Source organism: Pacificimonas sp. ICDLI1SI03 (assembly GCF_054740865.1).
The window spans coordinates 1,730,871-1,750,381 of record NZ_JBSQAU010000001.1 but is presented as its reverse complement, the minus strand read 5'-3'; the positions used below and the strand labels follow the sequence as shown (position 1 = coordinate 1,750,381).

22 protein-coding genes are annotated in these 19,511 nt (G+C 62.8%); 15 read left to right on the top strand and 7 right to left on the bottom strand.

From position 1 onward, the window contains the following. Positions 1–48 precede the first annotated feature (48 nt). The gene (locus tag ACSMXM_RS08455) at positions 49–948 is read right to left on the bottom strand and encodes a LysR substrate-binding domain-containing protein (protein ID WP_460315514.1); all 900 of its coding nucleotides are present in this window, start codon (positions 946–948) and stop codon (positions 49–51) included. A gap of 140 nt (positions 949–1,088) precedes the next feature. Here ACSMXM_RS08455 and ACSMXM_RS08450 point away from each other — a divergent pair, with 140 nt between their 5' ends. Both ACSMXM_RS08450 and ACSMXM_RS08445 read left to right on the top strand, forming a co-directional pair. Further along, positions 1,089–1,418 carry a nuclear transport factor 2 family protein gene (locus ACSMXM_RS08450; protein ID WP_460315513.1) on the top strand — a complete coding sequence of 110 codons (330 nt, stop codon included), beginning with the start codon at positions 1,089–1,091 and terminating at the stop codon, positions 1,416–1,418. After that, positions 1,415–2,233, top strand: coding sequence for an SDR family oxidoreductase (locus ACSMXM_RS08445; RefSeq protein WP_460315512.1), 819 nt, complete (start codon positions 1,415–1,417; stop codon positions 2,231–2,233). Before ACSMXM_RS08450 ends, ACSMXM_RS08445 begins: the two co-directional genes overlap by 4 nt. Before the next feature lie 200 nt (positions 2,234–2,433). On the opposite strand, the gene ACSMXM_RS08440 is transcribed toward ACSMXM_RS08445, so the two are convergent. The 5 genes from ACSMXM_RS08440 to ACSMXM_RS08420 all read right to left on the bottom strand — a co-directional run bounded on the left by ACSMXM_RS08440 (position 2,434) and on the right by ACSMXM_RS08420 (position 6,987). Beyond that, complete coding sequence (locus tag ACSMXM_RS08440) at positions 2,434–3,510, bottom strand: acyl-CoA thioester hydrolase/BAAT C-terminal domain-containing protein (RefSeq protein ID WP_460315511.1); 1,077 nt, start codon at positions 3,508–3,510, stop codon at positions 2,434–2,436. Positions 3,511–3,607: 97 nt separating this feature from the next. Then, a complete protein-coding gene (locus ACSMXM_RS08435; protein WP_460315510.1) occupies positions 3,608–4,213 on the bottom strand; it encodes a response regulator transcription factor in 606 nt (201 codons plus the stop codon). Next, positions 4,210–5,313, bottom strand: a complete 1,104-nt coding sequence (locus ACSMXM_RS08430; protein ID WP_460315509.1) for a sensor histidine kinase — start codon at positions 5,311–5,313, stop codon at positions 4,210–4,212. The genes ACSMXM_RS08435 and ACSMXM_RS08430 overlap by 4 nt, the downstream gene beginning before the upstream one ends. Before the next feature lies 1 nt (position 5,314). Further along, complete coding sequence (locus tag ACSMXM_RS08425; protein ID WP_460315508.1) at positions 5,315–6,067, bottom strand: ABC transporter permease; 753 nt, start codon at positions 6,065–6,067, stop codon at positions 5,315–5,317. Continuing rightward, positions 6,067–6,987: an ABC transporter ATP-binding protein gene (locus ACSMXM_RS08420; RefSeq protein WP_460315506.1), complete on the bottom strand. Its 921-nt coding sequence runs from the start codon at positions 6,985–6,987 to the stop codon at positions 6,067–6,069. Before ACSMXM_RS08420 ends, ACSMXM_RS08425 begins: the two co-directional genes overlap by 1 nt. Before the next feature lie 257 nt (positions 6,988–7,244). Here ACSMXM_RS08420 and ACSMXM_RS08415 point away from each other — a divergent pair, with 257 nt between their 5' ends. The 6 genes from ACSMXM_RS08415 (at position 7,245) to der (ending at position 12,940) form a co-directional block, all read left to right on the top strand. Continuing rightward, positions 7,245–7,601, top strand: a complete 357-nt coding sequence (locus ACSMXM_RS08415; protein ID WP_460315504.1) for a Spx/MgsR family RNA polymerase-binding regulatory protein — start codon at positions 7,245–7,247, stop codon at positions 7,599–7,601. 36 nt (positions 7,602–7,637) lie between these two features. Continuing rightward, the gene (locus tag ACSMXM_RS08410; RefSeq protein ID WP_460315502.1) at positions 7,638–8,498 is read left to right on the top strand and encodes an EamA family transporter; all 861 of its coding nucleotides are present in this window, start codon (positions 7,638–7,640) and stop codon (positions 8,496–8,498) included. Positions 8,499–8,509: 11 nt separating this feature from the next. After that, positions 8,510–9,391, top strand: a complete 882-nt coding sequence (gene panB, locus ACSMXM_RS08405; protein ID WP_460315500.1) for a 3-methyl-2-oxobutanoate hydroxymethyltransferase — start codon at positions 8,510–8,512, stop codon at positions 9,389–9,391. A 93-nt stretch (positions 9,392–9,484) separates the two neighbouring features. After that, positions 9,485–10,270 (top strand): tetratricopeptide repeat protein, encoded by a 786-nt coding sequence (locus ACSMXM_RS08400; RefSeq protein ID WP_460315498.1) that lies wholly within the window; start codon positions 9,485–9,487, stop codon positions 10,268–10,270. Further along, positions 10,267–11,586, top strand: coding sequence for an outer membrane protein assembly factor BamB family protein (locus tag ACSMXM_RS08395; protein WP_460315496.1), 1,320 nt, complete (start codon positions 10,267–10,269; stop codon positions 11,584–11,586). The genes ACSMXM_RS08400 and ACSMXM_RS08395 overlap by 4 nt, the downstream gene beginning before the upstream one ends. A gap of 7 nt (positions 11,587–11,593) precedes the next feature. Further along, on the top strand, positions 11,594–12,940 hold the full coding sequence (der, locus tag ACSMXM_RS08390) for a ribosome biogenesis GTPase Der (RefSeq protein WP_460315494.1): 1,347 nt from the start codon (positions 11,594–11,596) through the stop codon (positions 12,938–12,940). A 17-nt stretch (positions 12,941–12,957) separates the two neighbouring features. On the opposite strand, the gene ACSMXM_RS08385 is transcribed toward der, so the two are convergent. After that, entirely contained in the window at positions 12,958–13,599 is a 642-nt protein-coding gene (locus ACSMXM_RS08385) for a bifunctional 4-hydroxy-2-oxoglutarate aldolase/2-dehydro-3-deoxy-phosphogluconate aldolase (RefSeq protein WP_460315492.1), read from the bottom strand. Positions 13,600–13,755: 156 nt separating this feature from the next. On the opposite strand from ACSMXM_RS08385, the gene ACSMXM_RS08380 reads away from it, so the two are divergent. The 7 genes from ACSMXM_RS08380 (at position 13,756) to ispG (ending at position 19,397) form a co-directional block, all read left to right on the top strand. Beyond that, entirely contained in the window at positions 13,756–14,244 is a 489-nt protein-coding gene (locus ACSMXM_RS08380; protein WP_460315490.1) for a YbgC/FadM family acyl-CoA thioesterase, read from the top strand. After that, the gene (tolQ, locus tag ACSMXM_RS08375; protein WP_460315488.1) at positions 14,234–14,938 is read left to right on the top strand and encodes a protein TolQ; all 705 of its coding nucleotides are present in this window, start codon (positions 14,234–14,236) and stop codon (positions 14,936–14,938) included. Before ACSMXM_RS08380 ends, tolQ begins: the two co-directional genes overlap by 11 nt. Before the next feature lie 5 nt (positions 14,939–14,943). After that, positions 14,944–15,384 carry an ExbD/TolR family protein gene (locus tag ACSMXM_RS08370; RefSeq protein WP_460315486.1) on the top strand — a complete coding sequence of 147 codons (441 nt, stop codon included), beginning with the start codon at positions 14,944–14,946 and terminating at the stop codon, positions 15,382–15,384. Next, positions 15,381–16,208 (top strand): hypothetical protein, encoded by an 828-nt coding sequence (locus ACSMXM_RS08365; RefSeq protein WP_460315484.1) that lies wholly within the window; start codon positions 15,381–15,383, stop codon positions 16,206–16,208. The genes ACSMXM_RS08370 and ACSMXM_RS08365 overlap by 4 nt, the downstream gene beginning before the upstream one ends. Before the next feature lie 33 nt (positions 16,209–16,241). Then, positions 16,242–17,528: a Tol-Pal system beta propeller repeat protein TolB gene (gene tolB / locus ACSMXM_RS08360; RefSeq protein ID WP_460316383.1), complete on the top strand. Its 1,287-nt coding sequence runs from the start codon at positions 16,242–16,244 to the stop codon at positions 17,526–17,528. A gap of 83 nt (positions 17,529–17,611) precedes the next feature. Next, a complete protein-coding gene (gene pal / locus ACSMXM_RS08355) occupies positions 17,612–18,148 on the top strand; it encodes a peptidoglycan-associated lipoprotein Pal (RefSeq protein WP_460315482.1) in 537 nt (178 codons plus the stop codon). 136 nt (positions 18,149–18,284) lie between these two features. Next, complete coding sequence (ispG, locus tag ACSMXM_RS08350; protein WP_460315480.1) at positions 18,285–19,397, top strand: flavodoxin-dependent (E)-4-hydroxy-3-methylbut-2-enyl-diphosphate synthase; 1,113 nt, start codon at positions 18,285–18,287, stop codon at positions 19,395–19,397. The last annotated feature ends 114 nt before the right edge of the window (positions 19,398–19,511 follow it).

Here is a 19,511-nt window from a genome sequence, read left to right as displayed (position 1 = left end):
TATAAGCGGAGCGCGATGCAAAATTTCGCCATCGCCTCGGTCAAGTCGCTATCCCCGATTGGCCACATCGCGGGCAAGGTCGATAAAGGCCCGGAATGCCGCCGATGGGTTTCTGCGACTGGGATAATAGAGGCATAAGGGGGAAAGTGGCGGCGTCCAGTCGTCCAGGACGCGCACCAGGCGGCCCTTTGCAATGTCTTCGCGCACGTCGGACTCCATGAAGAAGCCGATGCCGACCCCTTCCAGTGCAGCGATCCTTGCAAGGCTGGCCTCATCCAGCGTGATGGGGCCGTCGACATCAACCTGAAAGGGCTGCCCCTCCTTCTCGAAATGCCATCGATAAAGCGCCCCATTGGGCAGCCTGACGCGAATGCAGGAATGCCCCCTGAGGTCGGGAGGAACACGCGGCCTGTCATGCTTCTCGAAATATGTGGGTGAAGCGACGGCTGCATAGCGGCGAGGTCGACCCAAGGGGATTGCGATCATGTCGCTGGGAACGTCATCCAGATTCCGGATGCCCATATCGAACCCGTCGGCGACGATGTCGACCAGCCTGCCCTCGGTAACGAGGTCGATCTGCACCTCCGGGTAGCGTCGAACGAACCGCAAGAGAAGCGGGGAGAGAATTTCGCGCGCCGCAGTCGCATAGCTGTTTATGCGAAGCGTTCCCGTTGGTGTTTCCTGCTGTGATCGCACGGCCTCCATCGCATCGTGAATGTCCTGCAGCGGCGGGCCGATCTGATCGACGAATTTCTGGCCAGCATCCGTCAGCGAAACGCTTCGGGTCGTACGGTTGAACAAGCGAACGCCCAGCTTCCGCTCCAACTTGCCGATGGTGTTGCTGAGCGCCGTCGTGGACATCCCGAGGTCCAGTGCGGCCGCCCGGAAAGAGGTACGGCGGGCAATGGCCAGCACAGCGTCGAACTCGATCAGGCTACGGCCTGCCATTATTCTCATTTTCGAAATGCCTCATGGCGCTTTATCCCGATTACCGAAGGTGCCGTCCATCCTTACCTAGGCAATCAGGCGAGGACGGATCCTTGCAAACGATCCGTAAAGCCGATCGCACCTGATCATGGAGAAGAAAGATGGCCGTCGAACTCCCCAAGGCAATCGCCGATTATTTCACCGCCGACAATAAGCTGGCTGCGGATGCTGTTTCCGAATGCTTCACCCCCGATGCGGTGGTGCGCGACGAGGGAAATGTTTACACCGGGCGCGATGCGATTCGGCAGTGGAAGTCGGAGTCCTCAAAAAAATATGACTATAGCGTGGAGCCTGTGTCGGTGGCACTTCAGGGCGACAAGACCGTCGTCACGAGCCATCTGGTCGGCAATTTCCCCGGAAGCCCGGTCGACCTGCGCTATTTTTTCGTTGTGGCTGGCGAAAAGATCGCAGAGTTGGAGGTGCTGCCATGACTGTCGACGTCCGGCAGGGGAACCTGGACAACAGCATCGCTCCGTTTCTCAGCCTGCAGGGGAAGAGAGCGTTGATCACGTCTGGTACCCGTGGCGCTGGTGCGGCGACAGTCGCTCTATTTCGCGAACTCGGCGCGGACGTCCTGACCGCCGCGCGTACCAGACCAGCCGGTTTGTCCGAGTCATTATTTGTCGCTGCCGACCTGACAAGCAGCGATGGCTGCGCGGCCTTGGCGACCGCCGTAGAGCAGCGGATGGGAGGCGTGGATATAATTGTCCACATGTTGGGCGGCTCTTCCGCCCCGGCCGGTGGATTCGAAAGCTTGAGCGACGAAATATGGCGCCAGGAACTCGATCTGAACCTGATGCCTGCGGTGCGCCTCGACCGCGCACTGGTGCCAGCGATGGTGGCGCGGGGTAGGGGCGTCATAATCCACGTGACCTCGATTCAGCGTCAATTGCCTCTGCCGGATGCAACGACGGCCTACGCGGCAGCCAAGGCGGCCCTATCGACGTACAGCAAGAGCCTTTCAAAGCAGGTCTCGCCGAAAGGTGTCCGTGTGGTGCGGGTATCCCCCGGCTGGATCGAGACGGAGGCGTCCGTTGACCTTGCGACCCGGCTGGCAGCGGAACATGGCGGGGATGTCGAGCTGGGAAAAAGGATGATCATGGAACCGCTTGGCGGGATACCGATCGGTCGCCCGTCAATGCCCGACGAAGTGGCAAGTCTGATCGCCTTCCTGGCGTCCGACCGTGCGGCCAGCATCACGGGCACCGAATATGTGATTGACGGCGGAACCGTGCCGACGGTCTGATTCTGTGTCCGGGTTCGGAAAATCGGTCGAAATTCCTCGACGATACCAATAGGCGGCAACCGTCATTCGTATCGATTGGAGACGAACAGTGACCGTCCTGTACGGTATTCCGAATTCCGAGCGATCCGTAACGTTTGTGGACAGAAAAGCACGCTGAACAGCCGCTTTAGGCGAACTACGATGAACCTGCGAATGTCCGATTAGGGGTGGGAAGCGGACATCACACGAAGATCGCGAACAGGGTGTAAGCCAGGATCACTACGCCTAGCGCGATTATCCACCATAGCGCGCCTAAGAAAGGCGATGACCCGCGGCCAGCTATCGGCACGCGCAGCGGCATTGCCTTCCACGCTACCGCCATATTCTCCGAGCCGTCGGTAGAAGCGGTGATTGCGTGCGATCGGCGGGCCGAAGACGAAATGGCCGGCATCCTTGTAGGACAGCACGGTGACAGGTGGGCCGGAACGCGCCGTGCTGCGCGCGGCGACTTGGCACGACATCGGGCAGGCGGGCCACATGGTTTCCGCCTCGCCGCACACCAGCAGCACTTCGGCCCGGGCGCGTTCGATCGGGATCGCGGCGCGCTCTGTTGCGGCCTGGCGCTCAGGGTCCTCGATCGTGCGATAGACGCTGATGATGCCATCGGCCTGATGCCACTCCCCGAACGGCATGGTCGGCACTTCCTTGCCGTTTGCGGTCCAGGAAGCGCGTTCGCTCTGCCCGCCGCTGGCCCAATTGACGCCGTTCCAGGCAACGCTGGTCGGCATCCCGGCGACCACAGCTGTCAAATCGGGGCGGCGCGACGCGACCAGCAGCGCGGCCTCTGCGCCCTTGGATGCGCCCATCACCGCCACCCGCGCCGGGTCTACATCGGGGTGTGTCTTGAGCCAGTCCAGACCTTTGTCGAACAGTTCCAGAGGGACGCCCTCCAGCGCGTCGGACTGGCCCGGCGCGCCGAAATAGGCGAGATGAAAGACGGCAAAGCCTTCCTTCTGCAAAGCCAGCGCCATCTGATGCGCCCCGCCGCCCAGCCCGCCTTCCGACCCGCCGAGCAGCAGCACCGCCGGGTTAGGGCCGGGGCCGGCATCCAGGCCTTGCGCGGGAAAGTAGTTGCCGAAAAGCTCGCCCTGCGCGACCCGCTTGCCGGTCGCGCCAGGGGCAAGCACCTCGATCTCCGGCAGGCCGTAGCGATCCGGCGCCAGCTCCTTGAACAGCGCCGCCCCGCCCAGCAAGATGGCGAGCCCGACGGACACCATAGCTGTGTTCTTCCATTTCATGCGCGAACTCCCTTGTTGCTAGGGGAGTGCCGCATCTAATGCGGCGGCGGCAGTGCAGGCTGTCAGCGGGCCGGGGTGACAAGCGTCATGGTGCGGTTCACAGCCAGCCTTTCTCGCGGGCGATGCGCCCGGCTTCGATCCGGCTCGCGGCGAACAGCTTTGCGGACGCTTCGGAGAGGTAATTGCGCACCGTCCCGGGCGAAAGGTCGAGCTGGCGGGCGATTTCCTTGTTTGATCGGCCTTCATCAGCCAGCCGCAGCACATCACGCTCGCGGTCTGTCAGAGGGTTGGCGGGGGCATCCCAGGCGAGTTCGGCCAGTTCCGGCGCAATCGCGCGCCCCCCTGCGGCAACCTTGCGGATCGCGGCGGCAAGGGCGTCGGTAGGCGTATCCTTGAGCAGGTAGCCGCGCACGCCCGCATCCATCGCGCGCCGCAGATAGCCCGCACGGCCAAAGGTGGTGACGATCAGCACCCGCGCTGCCAGCCCCTCGCGGGTAATCGCCTCTGCCACATCAAGGCCGGTCATCTGGGGCATCTCAATGTCGGACAGGAGGATATCGGGCTTATGTTCTCGCACCGCATCGAGCGCAGCGGCACCGTCACCGACGCGGGAAATGATGTCGATATCGCCTTCAAGGCCAAGCAAGGTCGCCAGCGCGCCCAACACCAATGCCTGATCTTCGGCGATCACGATGCGGATCATGCAAGCGCCCCCTGTGGCACACGCGCCGTCAACCGTGTGCCGCGTGTATCACCCTCGATGCCCAGTTCGCCCCCCGCTGCTGTCAGGCGCGAGGTGAGGCCAGCGAGCCCTCCGCCGGGACGGACCGCCTGCCCATCGCCATCATCGCTGACCTTCAGTTCGAGGCCGCCCGACTGCCGAGTCAGCGCGATGCGGCAGGTGCGTGCGCCCGAATGGCGGATCACGTTGGTCACCGCCTCGCGCAAGGCCATGGCGAGCACCGCGCTGGTGCCCGGGTCGATTGCTTCGGCATCGCCTTCGACCTCGCAGGCTATGCCGGCGGTGGCGAGCGCGGCCTTCGACCCCGCGATCTCCCGCGCGAGGCTCGCGCCAGTCATGTCGCTGACAGCGGCGCGGACTTCGGCCAGCCCCTCGCGCGCGGCCGCGGCAACGTCGCGCATTTCGTCGGCGGCCTTGTCCGGGGCGCTGTCGGCAAGGCGCGCGGCAAGATCTGCCTTGAGCGCAATGAGGGTCAGCGTGCGGCCGAGCAAATCGTGCAGATCTCGCCCAATCCGCTCGCGCTCGGCCGCGGCCGCAAACTGGCGCACCTCACCCTGCGCAGCAGCAAGCGCGGCGTTCTTGTCCTGTAAGGCAGCGCGCGAGATATTGCCGATGCCGACCATGATCATCAGGAACACCCCCAGAACCCAGTAGATGGCGGGCTGCCCGGTCGCCAAAGCCAGCCCGGCGCTGGCTGCGGCAAAGGCGCCCACCCCAAGGCTTGCGCGCCAAGCGGGGCGCAGTTCGGCAATCATCGCTGCTGCATAGACCGCAATCACCGTCCAATTGCTGTTCGTGAATGCCAGCGCGAAGGACAGCAGCAGCGCGGCCACGGCCAGAGCGATCAGCCGCCAACCCGCCGCTTTCAATGAAAGGAAATAAATCCCGAGAAACACCGCCAGTCCGATCCCCGCCCAGACCATCTGCGCCGGGTTCGGCAGTTTGATGGCCCACGGAATGAAGAACAGCGGCAGATAGGCGAGCCAGATGGCCGGATGATCGAGGGCTTCCCATCGGACCGCCCGGCCTCCGCGGCGCGCACTGGTGTCGGCCTCAGCCATCCTACCGCGCCTGCTGACGTTCGCCCGTCCAGGCGAACAGGGCGGCAGCGAGCGTGATCAGCGCGAGCGGCCCGGCGTGGAGCCACAGGTTCGCCGCCTCGCGCTGGCCTGCGGCCATCAGGGCCATTTCGCCCAGGTGATAGGACGGCAACGCCCAGGCGATGGACTGCATAGCCTCCGGAAAGACAGCAATCGGCATCCACAGCCCCCCCAGCACGGCCATCGCCAGAAACACGATATTGGCAATCGCGATCGCGCCTTTCTGGCCAAGCCGGTAGCCGATGCCAAGTCCGATCAGCGCGAAGGGAATGATCGCCAGGGTGTGCACCCCCGCCAGCATCGCCCAGCGCGCAGGCGTAAGCTCGACGCCCCCGGCAAGGCCCAGCGCATAGAGCAGCACGAAGGCAACCATGCTGAACACCGTGGTTGCGGCGAGCTTAGCGGCAATCTGTGCGCCTGCGGGCATGGGCGAGAGGCGCTTCAGTTCGAGCTGGCCGCTTTCGCGCTCAGCGGCGATGTTCGCGCCGAAGCCGAACAGCGCCGGCCCCATCACAGCGAACACGCCAAAGGTCGCCAGAGTGCGGGTCGCCATCTCGGCGCTGCCTTGCCCCATGGCGAGCGCGAACAGCGCATAAAAGGCGGGCGGCAGAGCGATGGTGGGGATGATGAATTGCGGCATCCGCGCCGACTTGATGATCTCCGCCCAGCTTTCGCGGGCATAGACGGCGGGCGCGGGAGCGATCAGAACGGACATCATGCGGCCTCCTTCAGGACAGCGCGGTTCGACTGGACAAGATTGGCGAGGGCATCTTCAAGGCTTGCCCCGGTGACTTCGAAGTGCTGGAGCGCCGGATCGATCGCGAAAGCGGCCTCTAGGCTGGCCCTCGGGGAGGTGGTCAGCACCGACAGGTCGGCGCCCAAGGTCTCCACCTTGGCCACGCCTGGCAGAGCACGGAAGCGGTCGGCAGGCAGGCGCGTGCGCAGCCGGATCACAGTCGCCGCTACCTGCGCCTTGATCGCTGCCGGAGCGCCGTCGGCGATGATGCGGCCACCTGCAATCACCACGATCCGGTCGGCCAGCGCCTCGGCTTCGTCCATGTGGTGCGTGGCGAGCAGCACGGCGCTGCCGGTAGCGGCCTTGGCCCTGACCACATCCCACATCGCGCGGCGGGATTCGGGGTCGAAGCCGGTAGTCGGTTCGTCCAGCACAAGGAGATCCGGCGACCCGGCGATCGCCATTGCGAACTGCACCTTGCGCGCCTCGCCGCCCGACAGCCGGTCGCAGCGGCGGCTCGCCAGCGCGGTGAGACCCGCCTGTTCGAGCACCGCAGTGGTTGGCAAGCGGCGGGCGAAATAGCCCGCGTGCAGATCGACCGCCTCGGCCACGGTCAGCGTCTCGGGCAAGCCGCCCGTTTGAAGCATGATCCCCATACGCGCCCGGGCCAACTGATAGGACGGGTTATGCCCGAAGAGCCTCACCCGGCCTTCATCCGGCAGCAGGCGGCCGGTCAGCAACCCAGCGACGGTAGACTTGCCCGCGCCATTCGGCCCAAGCAGCGCGGTGACCGATCCGCCCTCCAGCGCGAAGTCGAAACCTTCAAGCACGCGGTGCGCGCCGTAAGCCTTAGCCGCTCCTTCGAGAAAGGCGATGGTTGGTAAAGCAGTGGATGGCATGTTCGTTCTCCTGACTCTGGAGCCCGATCTATCCCGCCGCGCTGCCGCACAGCAGTGCCCGGCGTCAGGATGCCGACATGACGGATGTCACCCCGGCGCAGAAGCGGCACGGGCGGCGGATCTGCGCATGACCGTTATTGGGTCGTTAGCGGAATGTCCGGTTTTTGCTAAGGTGCCTCGAAAACCGGACATGGTTTTTGGCATACGCGATTGCGGCGCATGTCCGAATGCCGCAGACGAAGTTAATAGGAATTACAATGACTAAGATCGAAATATATGGCATCGCTTCGTGCGACACGGTCAGGAAGGCGCGCAAGGCGTTGGACGCGGCCGGAACCGCCTATGAATTTCACGATTATAAGAAGGCGGGCATAGAGGTCGACCGGATCCTGGGCTGGGCGGAGACGCAAGGGATGGACCGTCTTCTGAATCGTCGCGGGACGACCTGGCGCAAGCTGGACGACGATGCCAAGCGTGCTGCAGAGGACGACAAGGCCGCGGCGGCGCTGATGGCGGAAAATCCATCGCTGATAAAGCGGCCCGTCGTCGAGCATGGAGACGTCGTGCTGGTCGGCTTTGACGAGACGGAGTGGCAGGCCGCCGGGCTTTTGTGATCGGGCGGTGAGCAACGATCTACCCAGGGGGCGGGCATGAGCGTCGCTCTGCTTGCCGTCCTGCTGGGCCTGTTCTCAGCAGTCACGCTTGCGGCGGCGAACCTCAGCGTAAAGGCGGGCAGCGACATTCTGATGGCGCGTTCGATCCTGCAGCTGAGCGCGGCGATTTTGGTTCTGCCGGCCATTTTCCTTCTGCCGCCGCCCGATCTGGCGACGTGGTATGCCCTGCTATTCGCAGTGCCGGTGCACTTCATTTACCAGCTGGCGCTGATCGGTGCGCTGAAACATGGCGATCTTTCGCTTGTCTTTCCCGTCATGCGCGGGGCGGCGCCACTGCTGACCGGACTGCTGGCCTGGGCCGTTCTGGGGGAGGCATTGTCCCCCCTGGCAATGGCTGGTCTTTTGATTTCTACCGCTGCCGTATTTTGGTTCGCATTGCCGAAGGCGGGAACCCGGCTCCTTGCGCATCCAGATGCAAAGGCGCTGGGCTTTGCCGTGCTGACCGCCGCCTTCATCGCGGCCTATAATGTCACTGACGCCCGCGGTGTGCGTGTTGCGCCATCGCCATTTACCTTCATCGCGTGGCTGTTCCTGCTTGATTGTATCGGCGTCACCACCTTGGCGCTGTGGCGGCGCGGGCGCCTGTATCTGCCCATCGTCCGGCAGAAATGGCGCTATGGCGTGGCCGGCGCGCTCTTGTCGATCCTCAGCTACGGGGCGGCGCTTTATGCGTTCACGCTCGTTGAAACTGCGCGGGTATCGGCGCTGCGGGAAACTGCGGTCGTCTTTGCAGCGATTTTCGGTTCCTGGTTCCTTAAGGAGCAAATGGGCCGTCGGCGTATCCTTGCTGCGTGCATCCTGTCCGCCGGTCTCGCCCTTTTGCAGTTTTCACGTTAAGGGGTGGTGCCATGTCCACTACTTTCACGCTGAACACATCGACGTCCCGCTCTCATCCTGTGCCGGAGCCGGTGCGACGCCTGACCATTCCCGCAATCCAGGGACGCAAGGTGGATGGCCGCACCGAACAGCCCATCGTCATGCTGACGGCCTATACGGCCCGCATGGCGCAATTGCTGGATGCCCATTGCGATATTCTGCTGGTGGGCGATTCGCTGGGGCAGGTTATCTATGGGCTGGATTCCACCGTTCCGGTCAGCCTGGACATGATGTGCGCGCACGGCGCGGCGGTCACGCGCGGTTCCTATAAATCCGTGGTTGTCGTCGACATGCCTTTCGGCAGTTACGAGGCGGGGCCGCAGCAGGCGTTTGAGAGCGCCGCGCGCATCATGAAGGAAACAGGCTGCGCCGCCGTCAAGCTGGAGGGTGGCGAAGTCATGGCGGAGACGATCTCCTTCCTCAGCGCGCGCGGCATCCCGGTGATGGCGCATGTCGGACTGACGCCGCAGGCGGTCAACGCGCTTGGCGGCTATCGCGCGCGCGGGCGCGACGACAGCGAGCGTGCAAAGATCGTCGCGGATGCCAAGGCGACTGTCGATGCGGGTGCCTTCGCACTGGTCATAGAGGGTGTGATGGAGGGCATCGCACGCGAAATAACCGAGACGGTGGCGATCCCGACCATCGGCATCGGCGCCTCCGCCGCGTGCGACGGACAGGTTCTGGTCGCAGAGGATATGCTGGGTCTGTTCGAGAGAACGCCGCGCTTCGTGAAGCGCTTCGATGACCTTGCAGGCCGAATTTCCAAGGCGGCAGAATCTTATGCCAGCGACGTTAGGGACCGCAGCTTTCCGACAGACGCGCAGCTTTATGGCGTCAAGCAAGGGAAGAGCTGACGGGCGCGCGTAGGGTACAGCAACGCCGCTTTCCCATTCCTTCATGTCGCGCTATGACGCGACCCTACATTCCCGACCTGTTGGAGCCCACCCTTGGCAAAAGCGCCAGTCCTTCCTGATTCCAAAGGAAACCCGGAGTCCGACGCATTTCTGCGAGAGGTCGACGATGCCTATCGCCAGGATCGCATGTCATCCTTCTGGCAAAGATATGGAAGGTGGCTGCTGATCGCGATCGGTGCGGTATTGATCGCGCTGGCCGGCGTGCTGTGGTGGCAGCAGGAGCAGGCGGCGGAGCGCGGCAGAAATGCCGAAGCCTTCGACCAGGCCATTCGCGGGCTTGATCTGGGGGATCCAGAGGCGCGATCGGAAATCGAGCGCTTCGCTGCGTCAGATATTAAAGGATATTCATCCCTCGCGCGGCTCGTCGAGGCCGGCCTTCTGGCAGAAGATGGCGAGATAGAGGGCGCGGTGGAAAATTATCGCGCGGTCGCCGCCGATGCCTCCGTCGAGCAGCCCCTTCGCGACCTGGCGACGGTACAGGCGGCGCGCCTCAGCTTTGATACTGTCGAACCGGAAACCCTGATGGCGGATCTTGCGCCGCTGGCGACCGAAGACAGCGCCTGGTTCGGCGTTGCCGGCGAACTCCTCGCGGCGGCACATTTGAAGGCGGGGGACACTGCGAAGGCACGCGATCTGTATGTCGCGATGGCTGCATCGGAAACGATTCCGCCGTCTCTTCGCGGCCGCATGAGCCAATTGGCGGCGATGCTGGGCGGGTCGGATGGCGGTGCCACACTTGAAAGCGAAGCCGCGCTCGACGAGCCAATAGCGGACGGTGATGCCGTCACACCCACTCAGCAACAGGAGCCCGCCGAATGATGCGGCGTCTGATTATCTTTCCGCTTCTTCTGTCCCTTGGGGCTTGCGGAATATTCGGTGGTGATGACGAGGACCGGACGCCGACGATCGGCAATCGCCTGTCCGTTCTGCCGGGTGAAGCCGCGATCGAGGCGGATCCTGCGCTCGCATCGACGCAAATTACTCTGCCGCCGGCGGCCCGTAACAATGATTGGGGCCAGCCGGGTGGCAGCGCCACGAAGGCGACCGGGCATCTCGCCCTTGCCGACAGCCCGTCACAAGTCTGGTCCTCGCAAATCGGCGCCGGGTCGGACGGGGCGGCCTATCTGGTCGCCACCCCCGTCATTGATGGGGAGCGGATCTATACGATCGATACGAAGTCGGAAATCCGTGCCTTCGACACCAATAATGGCGCGCAGATTTGGTCCGCAACGCTCACCAAGGAGGGCGAGAAGGAACGCGCCGCCTTTGGCGGTGGCGTCAGCACTTTTGCGGGACGGGTATATGCGACGTCCGGCTATGGCATCGTCGCGGCATTCGATGCGGGCACGGGCCGGGAAATCTGGCGGAAGGACCTCGGCATCCCGCTTCGCGGTTCCCCTACCATCGCGGAGAGCCGTCTCCTCGTCATGACGCAGGACAACCAGCTCATCGCGCTCAACCCCGTGGACGGGGAGCGGGAATGGGAAGTCATCGGGACGATCGAGCCAGCGGGCCTTCTGGGGGCCGCGTCGCCTGCTGTCGCGCAGGGGACCGCGATTATTGGTTTCTCTTCGGGCGAGCTGACGGCTGTACGTATAGAGAATGGCCGTACGGTTTGGCAGGATGCTCTGGCGCGAACGGGGCGTTCCACCTCGCTCGCTGCGCTTAGCGATATCGATGCGCCGCCTGTTATCCAGGATGGTTGGGTTTTCGCGATCGGCCATGGTGGTCGGATGGTCGCCGTCGACCTCAATACGGGTGAGCGCGTCTGGGAGCAGTCGCTTGCGGGTGTCACGAGCCCGGTCGTCGCTGGCGAGTGGTTGTTTGCCGTTACCCTGAAGGGGGAATTGGTCGCGGTATCGCGTGCCGATGGGCGCCTGCGGTGGGTGTCGCAACTGCCGGCATATCGCAACATGGAAAAGCGGAAGAACCCCATTTCCTATCGCGGTCCGATCCTGGCTGGCGACCGCCTGTGGGTAACCTCGTCGGAAGGTGATCTGATCGCCGCCTCGCCTTATGACGGGAGCGTGCAAACGGTGATCGAGGCCGGCAAAACCTTCTATCTGCCGCCTGTCGTCGCCGGTGGAACGCTTTACCTCCTGTCCGAGGACGGGCGCCTTAGCGCCTGGCGTTAGAAGCCTCGTGGCACGCCTTCCAAAGGTCGTCATCATCGGGCGGCCGAACGTCGGCAAGTCGACGCTTTTCAACCGGCTGGTCGGCAAGCGCATCGCGATCGTCGATGATACGCCGGGCGTTACACGCGACCGGCGGGAGGGGGCGGCGGAGCTGGGCGACCTGAACTTTATCGCCGTCGACACGGCAGGTCTGGAAAATGAAGGGCCGGAAACGCTCGCCGGTCGTATGCGTCTGCAGACGGAGGCGGCGCTCGACGATGCTGCCGCCGCCCTGATGGTGATCGACGGACGCACGGGGATCACGCCCGCCGACCGTCATTTCGCGGGATGGCTGAGAACGACGAAGGTGCCGGTCGTGCTGGTCGCCAACAAGGTCGAGCAGGACGCCAATTCCACCTCTGTTTACGAAGCCTATGAACTGGGTCTGGGCGACCCCGTTCCGATTTCCGCCGAACATGGTCAGGGCATGGGCGATCTGTTTGAGGCTCTGTCGCCCCATATCGATGCCGCCGACGTGTGGGAGGGTGAAGATGGTGAGGAGGAGGAGGGGCCGCTGCGGCTCGCCATCGTCGGTCGTCCGAATGCAGGAAAATCGACGCTTATCAACAAGATCATGGAGGAAGAACGCCTCGTCACCGGCCCGGAGGCTGGCATTACCCGCGACTCCATCGAAATCGAGTGGCAGTGGCAGGGCCGGGAGGTACGCCTGATCGACACGGCAGGTGTCAGAAAGCGCGCCAGGGTACACGAAAAACTGGAGAAGCTGTCTGTCGCCGATACGCGGCGCGCCATCGACTTCGCCGAAGTTGTCGTCCTTCTGCTTGATGCGACCTTGGGCCTTGAGGCGCAGGACCTGAAGATCGCCGATCAGGTTCTGCAGGAGGGCAGGGCGCTGATCATCGCCCTCTCCAAATGGGACAGTGCGGAGGACCAGTCGCGCCTCTTCAACGGCGTGAAGGCGGCGCTTGCCGATGGCCTCAGCCAGATTTCCGGCGTCCCGCTGCTGACCGTGTCCGGCCTGACGGGCAAGGGCATCGACGTGCTGATGGACGTCGCCTTCGAACAGCGCGACGCCTGGAGCCGCCGCGTCACCACGGGCGCGCTGAACCGCTGGTTCGAAGCGGCGCAGGAGCGCAATCCCCCGCCCGCACCCAAGGGAAAGCGCATAAAGCTGCGGTACGTGACGCAGGCAAAGACCCGCCCGCCCAGTTTCGTCGTCTTCGGCAATCGGCTCGACATGCTGCCCGGCAGCTATGAACGCTATTTGCTGAATTCGTTAAGGGCGGAATTCGGGCTGGAGGGTGTCCCCCTGCGGCTGACCATGCGATCGAAGGAAAACCCCTACGCCAGCTAAAGGCGGGATGCGGGTATTTATCCGCGCACGGATTTACGCAGGTCCACGGCTTCGCGCGTCAGGGTTTCGATGCGTTTCCAATCGCCGGAGCTTATGGCGTCGGCCGGCACCATCCAGCTGCCGCCACAGGCATGAATCCGGTCGAATTTCAGATAATCCGCATAATTATTCGGGCCAATCCCGCCGGTCGGAATGAAGCGCACATCGCCATAGGGCGCGGAAATCGCCTTCAGCGTCGTCAGCCCGCCAAAGGCCTCGGCAGGAAAGAACTTCATGTGTTTCACACCAAGGGACAGCCCGCCTTCTATGTCGCTCGGCGTGGCGACGCCTGGAATCATCAGGATGTCATTGTCCTGGCACCATTCGACCATGGCGGGGTTCAGCCCCGGTGCGACAAGGAATGTGGCGCCAGCGTCCATCGCGGCGCGCGCCTGATCCACCGTCAGGACCGTGCCCGCGCCAATCAGCATGTCCGGATTCGCATCCCTCATCGCGCGAATGGCCTTCGCCGCTGCGGGTGTGCGGAAGGTGATTTCCGCCAGTGGCAGGCCACCAGCCACCAGCGCCGCGCCCAAATCGGCGGCCCGGCCTGCATCCTCTATCGTAATGACCGGCAAAAGGCCCGCCGCACCAATTTTATCCAAGATTTGATCGGTCATGGGTTTGCTCCTTCGTCGCCGGGGCGATTTCGCTTCCACAAAGGCGGAGCGCGTGTGGGGAAATGTGTATCACAATGGGCACGGATGTCAGGTGCCCGGATCGGGTACGAACTTTTCGTTCGCCTGTTCCCGGCACGGCAAGTAGATGGGCCACCCATGACCCATCCTCAACCAGCGTCCGGTATCTTTGAAGGCGGCGTACACCGCTTTCCCGTCCGCGTTTATTTCGAGGACACGGATCTGTCGGGTATTGTCTATCACGCAAATTATCTGCGGTACATGGAGCGCGCCCGGTCCGACATGCTGATGCTGGCGGGCATCGACCAGCGACGCACATTCGAGGCGGGTGAGGGCGTTTATGCCCTGGCCAATCTGGAAATTGCCTATAAGCGACCGGCGAAGCTGGACGATGTCCTGATCGTCGAAAGCCGGGTTAGCCGTGTCCGCGCCGCCGCCACCGATATAGAGCAGTCGATCATGCGTTCCGACGCGGAAAAGCGGGAACTCGTCACGCGGGCGGTTGTTACGGCTGCACTGATTGCGCCAGATACAAATGGCGTACAGCGTCCGGTTCGGCAGCCTGCCGATTGGCGGAAAACATTCACGAGCCTGATGGAACAGGCGAAAGGGGATCATGCAGTCTGACAGCGTAGAGGTGGGAATGGCCGCCGCAACCGATCTGTCTCCACTCGCGCTTTTTCTGCAGGCGGATATCATCGTCCAATCGGTGATGGTGGGCCTGTTGGCGGCGTCGATCTGGTCATGGGCCATTATTTTCGACCGGTCCGGCCGCATGCGGCGCGTTGCCAAACAGGCCGACGCGTTCGAGGATCGCTTCTGGAAGGCGGACAGCCTTGAGGATTTTCACGGCAGCCAATCGAAGCTGACGCACCCGAGCGCGGCGATATTCAACGCCGGCATGACCGAATGGCGGCGTTCGAAACGGGGCGGGAAGGTGCAGGCACAGGGTCTCAGGACCCGGCTCGCATCCACGATGCAGGTGACGATCGATCGCGAGATTGGCCAGCTTTCCGACCGTCTGAACGTATTGGCCACCATCGGCTCCGTGTCCCCCTTCGTGGGGCTGTTCGGAACTGTGTGGGGTATCATGCGCGCTTTCACCGGTATCGCCGCCAGCCAGAACACAACGCTCGCGGTCGTCGCCCCCGGCATTGCGGAGGCGCTGTTCGCAACCGCCCTGGGCCTGTTTGCAGCAATTCCCGCGGTCATTGGCTATAACCGCCTGCTGCATCGTATCGGCTCCATCGAAAGCCGCCTGATCGGATTTTCTGAAGAATTTCAGAACCTCCTCTCCCGCGAACTTGACGAGCGGGGCTAGGCGGCATGGCAATGGGTCTCGTCTCTTCACGTGGACGTGCCCGGCGCGCGCCCATGGCGGAAATCAACGTAACGCCGCTGGTCGACGTGATGCTGGTCCTGCTGATCATTTTCATGATCACGGCGCCGCTGCTGGTGGCGGGCGTACCGGTCGACTTGCCGGATTCGAACGCTGGTTCCCTAAACACTGACGACACGCCCATCCAGATCTCGCTGGATGGAGAGGGCGGCGTATTCATCGACGAGCAGTTGCAGGATGCCGAGACTTTCCCTGCGCGTCTCGCCGCGATCCGGCAGGCCCGTCTGGGTCCGGACGAGCCGCGCGTTTATATTCGTGCCGACCGAGCGCTCGACTATGGCCTCGTCATGCGCGTGCTCGGAGAGGTCAATGCGGCCGGATTTCGCCGCGTGGCGCTGGTCAGCGAGGCGGACTCAGGTTCCCAATGACGGAGGGTCGGGCTCTCACTCTTGCAGGTGTGGCACATATTGCATTGTTTGCCGCACTATCGCTTAGCTGGAGCCTGTTCGGCGATGACGAGCCGCTGTACGATGAGCCTGTATCGGTGGAATTCGTCGAAATTGGCGACATGCCGACGGTAACTGAGCGGCTGGAGCCCACATTGGCGACCCAGCCGCGGGAAACCGTGGACGCGCCGGATGTCGAGCCAGAGGTGGCCGAGCTTGAGATGGAAGCGGCCGAACTTCCCGAGCTGAGCACCGAATCGGAGCTGCCGCCGGTCGAGAAGCCCCCCGAGCCGAAGCCGGAGAAAAAACCGCCTGCCGCCAAGGCGCCTGCAAAGCCAAAGCCCAAGCCCGAGGCAAAGCCCGCACCGAAGAAGCAGGAGCTGACCGAGGCGGTGGATCTGTCGAAAAAGCAATCTGACAAGGTGCGGACGGAACAGGATTTCGCCTCGATGATTACCGATGCGCTGCCTGAACAGGTGGCGCTGTCGTCGGTCCAGCAGACAACGCTCGCGGGTGCGATTCGCGATCGCATTTATAAATGCTGGGACCCCTCTGCTGGCGGACCCGATTCGGGGTCCATCGTCACCACGCTGCGGGTAAAGGCGGCGAAGTCCGGTGAGATTATCGGACGCCCGACGATGGTGAAACAAACCGGATCGGGCAGTGCCGGGTATAAGCGCGCCGCGCGCGATGCCGCGATTCGGGCGGTGATGAACCCCAGTTGCTCGCTAAAGGGTCTTCCAGCTGAACTCTATGCAGGCGGCTGGGAAGACTTTACGCTGAATTTCGATCCGAAGGATTTTTAGATGCTCAGAACGCTTTTCGCGACCTTCCTGCTGATGATCTCCGCGCCGGTGGTCGCGCAAAATCTTAGCGTCGATATCAATCAGGGTGTGTCGCGCCCGCTTCCCATCGCGATTCCCGATTTCACCACACGCACCGACGTGGAAACGCCCGCCGGAACGACGGCGCAACTAGGTGTACGCGTGGCAGAGGTCGTTACGAACGATCTGAAATCGTCCGGCCTGTTCCGTCCTATCGACAAGCTCGCTTTCACGACCACGGTTCGTTACCCCGACGTTCTGAGCCCGCAATTCGCGAACTGGCGTACAGTCGCTGCGCAGGCATTGGTGACCGGCTTTGCCGAGCGGCAGGCCGATGGCTCCATCACGGTGGGCTGCTATCTGTACGATGTCTTTTCAGAAGAGGTTCTGGTGCGGGAAGGTTTCAATACCGAGCCGCGCAACTGGCGGCGGGCGGCGCACAAGTGCGCGGACGCGGTCTATTCCCGTTTGACTGGAGAGGCAGGCTATTTCGACAGCCGCATCGTCTATGTTTCGGAAACCGGACCGGCGACAAGCCGGATCAAGCGCCTCGCCGTGATGGACCAGGATGGTGCCAATCACCGCTTCCTGACCAATGGTCAGAATCTGGTGCTGACGCCGCGTTTCTCCGCAAACGATCAGACGGTTGCCTATCTCAGCTATGCGCAGAACCGTCCGCGGATTTATTCCTACGACATCGCCTCTGGCCAGCAGCGGCTGATCGGCGATTTCCCGAATATGAGCTTTGCGCCGCGTTTTTCGCCCGATGGTCGCCAGCTTGCCTTCAGCCAGAGCCGTGCAGGCAATACCGATGTCTATATAATGAACTCAGATGGCGGCAATGTGCGCCGGCTGACCACGTCGCCGGGCATCGACACGGCGCCCAGCTTTTCCCCGGACGGGCGCCGAATCGCCTTTGAAAGCGATCGGGGCGGTTCTCAGCAGATCTATACGATGAACGTCGATGGATCGAACCAGCAGCGTATCAGCTTCGGCGATGGCCGCTATGGCACGCCCGTGTGGAGCCCGCGCGGCGACCTGATCGCGATGACGAAAATCGGCGGTGGCAAGTTCCGAATTGGGGTCATGCGTCCCGATGGCTCCGGAGAACGGCTGCTGACGGACAGCTGGCAGGATGAGGGGCCGACATGGTCCCCTAATGGCCGCGTCATTATGTTTTTCCGCTCTCGTCAGGGCGGGGGAGCGGATCTCCACTCCATCGACCTGACGGGAATCAACGAACGGCGGATTCCGACTCCCTTGGAAGGCTCGGATCCGGCATGGTCAGCATTGTTACCGTAACCAAGTCGCAACGGAACCGGATCATGCTTCCAACTGTTGCCTCGGCAACGACCACTAATAACAAACGGGGTAAAACGATGAATATGAAATTGACGAGTGTTCTATCCATTGGCCTGATACTTGGCGTTTCGGCCTGTTCGAAGAATAATGATGACCTGCCGCCGCCGCCGCCGCCGCAGGAAACCGCCACACCGACACCGACGCCAACTCCAACCCCCAGCACCGGCGTTACGAACACGGTTGTTCCCGGCAGCATGGAAGATTTCATGGAGAAGGTCGGCAGCGATACGATCTATTTCGCGTATGACAGTTCATCGCTGGATGATGAAGCGCGCTCAACGCTTGGTAAGCAGGCCGCTTGGCTGACGCAGTATCCCGACGTCCGCATTTCGGTTGAAGGACATGCAGACGAACGCGGTACGCGGGAATATAACCTTGCCTTGGGCGAGCGCCGCGCCAACGCGGTTGCAACCTATCTGCAGCAAGAGGGCGTCACGTCCGGTCGCGTCACCACGATCAGCTATGGCAAGGAACGCCCGGCAGTCGAAGGATCGAGCGAGGCTGCCTACGCCCAGAACCGTCGCGGTGTGACGGTCCTGTCTGGCGCCGCTGCCAGCTAAGCCGCTTAAGCGTAAATAGGAAGGGGGCCTGTCCGTGGGACAAGCCCCCTTTTTTTTGACGCTTCGCTTGCGCCTTACGTTCGTCACCTGGCGTCGCTATATTGCCGGTAACAGAAGTTGCTGGAAAAAATCTCTCATGTCCGTTCGCCCCTGGCGAGATATCGAACGCCGCAAGTGCCGCCAGATCATGGTCGGCAATGTACCAATCGGCGGCGATGCGCCGATTGCCGTTCAGACAATGACCAACACACCCACGTCCGATGCGCGCGCCACGATCGATCAGATCCGCGCCTGCGAGGAGGTTGGGGCCGATATCGTCCGCGTATCCTGCCCCGACACGGACTCGACCGAGGCATTCAAGCTGATCGCCAAGGCGGCGGCTGTGCCGCTCGTCGCGGATATTCATTTCCACTATAAGCGCGCCCTCGAGGCGGCGGATGCGGGCGCGGCGTGTCTGCGCATCAATCCCGGCAATATCGGTTCGTCGGAACGCGTGGCAGAGGTGGTGCGCGCCGCCAAGGCCAATGGCTGTTCCATCCGCATCGGGGTCAATGCGGGCAGCCTGGAGAAAGACCTTCTGGAAAAATACGGGGAGCCCTGTCCGGAGGCGCTCGTCGAAAGCGCGCTTGATCATATCAAGCTGCTGCAGGATCATGATTTCCACGAATATAAGGTCGCGGTGAAGGCGTCCGACGTGTTCCTGGCGGTGGCGGCCTATCATGCGCTTGCGGAAACGGTCGACTGCCCCCTGCACCTTGGCATTACAGAGGCCGGCGGTCTGATCGGCGGCACGGTCAAATCCTCCATCGGTATGGGCAGTCTTTTGTGGGCGGGTATCGGCGACACCATCCGCGTGTCGCTCAGCGCGGAACCGGTCGAGGAGGTGAAGGTCGGCTTCGAGATGCTGAAGGCGCTCGGCCTTCGCACCCGCGGTGTCAGGGTGGTGTCCTGCCCCAGTTGCGCGCGCCAGGGTTTCGACGTCATTCGCACCGTGGAAACGCTGGAAAAGCGCCTGGAGCACATCAAAACGCCCATGTCGCTGTCGGTTTTGGGCTGCGTCGTCAATGGCCCCGGCGAGGCGCGAGAGACCGATATTGGACTCACGGGCGGCGGCAAGGGCAAGCACATGGTGTATTTGTCCGGCGTTACCGATCACCATGTCGCAAGTGCAGATATGATCGACCACATCGTCGGCCTCGTCGAGGCCAAGGCGGCGGAAATCGAGGCGGGGCTGTCCGAGGCGGCGTAGCCGGGCGGTATTGCAGCAGAAGCGCAATACTCATCGCAGATGTGACATCTTCGTAACGTTTCCTGCGTATAAACTTCACGCCGCTGCACCGCAGCAAAGCGTAAATGGCGCGAA

Bases quoted from the DNA above. Each gene is read 5' to 3' on its own strand.
- ACSMXM_RS08455 (WP_460315514.1), bottom strand. From the start codon at position 948: ATGGCAGGCCGTAGCCTGATCGAGTTCGACGCTGTGCTGGCCATTGCC.
- ACSMXM_RS08450 (WP_460315513.1), top strand. From the start codon at position 1,089: ATGGCCGTCGAACTCCCCAAGGCAATCGCCGATTATTTCACCGCCGAC.
- ACSMXM_RS08445 (WP_460315512.1), top strand. From the start codon at position 1,415: ATGACTGTCGACGTCCGGCAGGGGAACCTGGACAACAGCATCGCTCCG.
- ACSMXM_RS08440 (WP_460315511.1), bottom strand. From the start codon at position 3,510: ATGAAATGGAAGAACACAGCTATGGTGTCCGTCGGGCTCGCCATCTTG.
- ACSMXM_RS08435 (WP_460315510.1), bottom strand. From the start codon at position 4,213: ATGATCCGCATCGTGATCGCCGAAGATCAGGCATTGGTGTTGGGCGCG.
- ACSMXM_RS08430 (WP_460315509.1), bottom strand. From the start codon at position 5,313: ATGGCTGAGGCCGACACCAGTGCGCGCCGCGGAGGCCGGGCGGTCCGA.
- ACSMXM_RS08425 (WP_460315508.1), bottom strand. From the start codon at position 6,067: ATGTCCGTTCTGATCGCTCCCGCGCCCGCCGTCTATGCCCGCGAAAGC.
- ACSMXM_RS08420 (WP_460315506.1), bottom strand. From the start codon at position 6,987: ATGCCATCCACTGCTTTACCAACCATCGCCTTTCTCGAAGGAGCGGCT.
- ACSMXM_RS08415 (WP_460315504.1), top strand. From the start codon at position 7,245: ATGACTAAGATCGAAATATATGGCATCGCTTCGTGCGACACGGTCAGG.
- ACSMXM_RS08410 (WP_460315502.1), top strand. From the start codon at position 7,638: ATGAGCGTCGCTCTGCTTGCCGTCCTGCTGGGCCTGTTCTCAGCAGTC.
- panB (WP_460315500.1), top strand. From the start codon at position 8,510: ATGTCCACTACTTTCACGCTGAACACATCGACGTCCCGCTCTCATCCT.
- ACSMXM_RS08395 (WP_460315496.1), top strand. From the start codon at position 10,267: ATGATGCGGCGTCTGATTATCTTTCCGCTTCTTCTGTCCCTTGGGGCT.
- ACSMXM_RS08385 (WP_460315492.1), bottom strand. From the start codon at position 13,599: ATGACCGATCAAATCTTGGATAAAATTGGTGCGGCGGGCCTTTTGCCG.
- ACSMXM_RS08380 (WP_460315490.1), top strand. From the start codon at position 13,756: ATGACCCATCCTCAACCAGCGTCCGGTATCTTTGAAGGCGGCGTACAC.
- tolQ (WP_460315488.1), top strand. From the start codon at position 14,234: ATGCAGTCTGACAGCGTAGAGGTGGGAATGGCCGCCGCAACCGATCTG.
- ACSMXM_RS08370 (WP_460315486.1), top strand. From the start codon at position 14,944: ATGGCAATGGGTCTCGTCTCTTCACGTGGACGTGCCCGGCGCGCGCCC.
- ACSMXM_RS08365 (WP_460315484.1), top strand. From the start codon at position 15,381: ATGACGGAGGGTCGGGCTCTCACTCTTGCAGGTGTGGCACATATTGCA.
- tolB (WP_460316383.1), top strand. From the start codon at position 16,242: ATGATCTCCGCGCCGGTGGTCGCGCAAAATCTTAGCGTCGATATCAAT.
- pal (WP_460315482.1), top strand. From the start codon at position 17,612: ATGAAATTGACGAGTGTTCTATCCATTGGCCTGATACTTGGCGTTTCG.
- ispG (WP_460315480.1), top strand. From the start codon at position 18,285: ATGTCCGTTCGCCCCTGGCGAGATATCGAACGCCGCAAGTGCCGCCAG.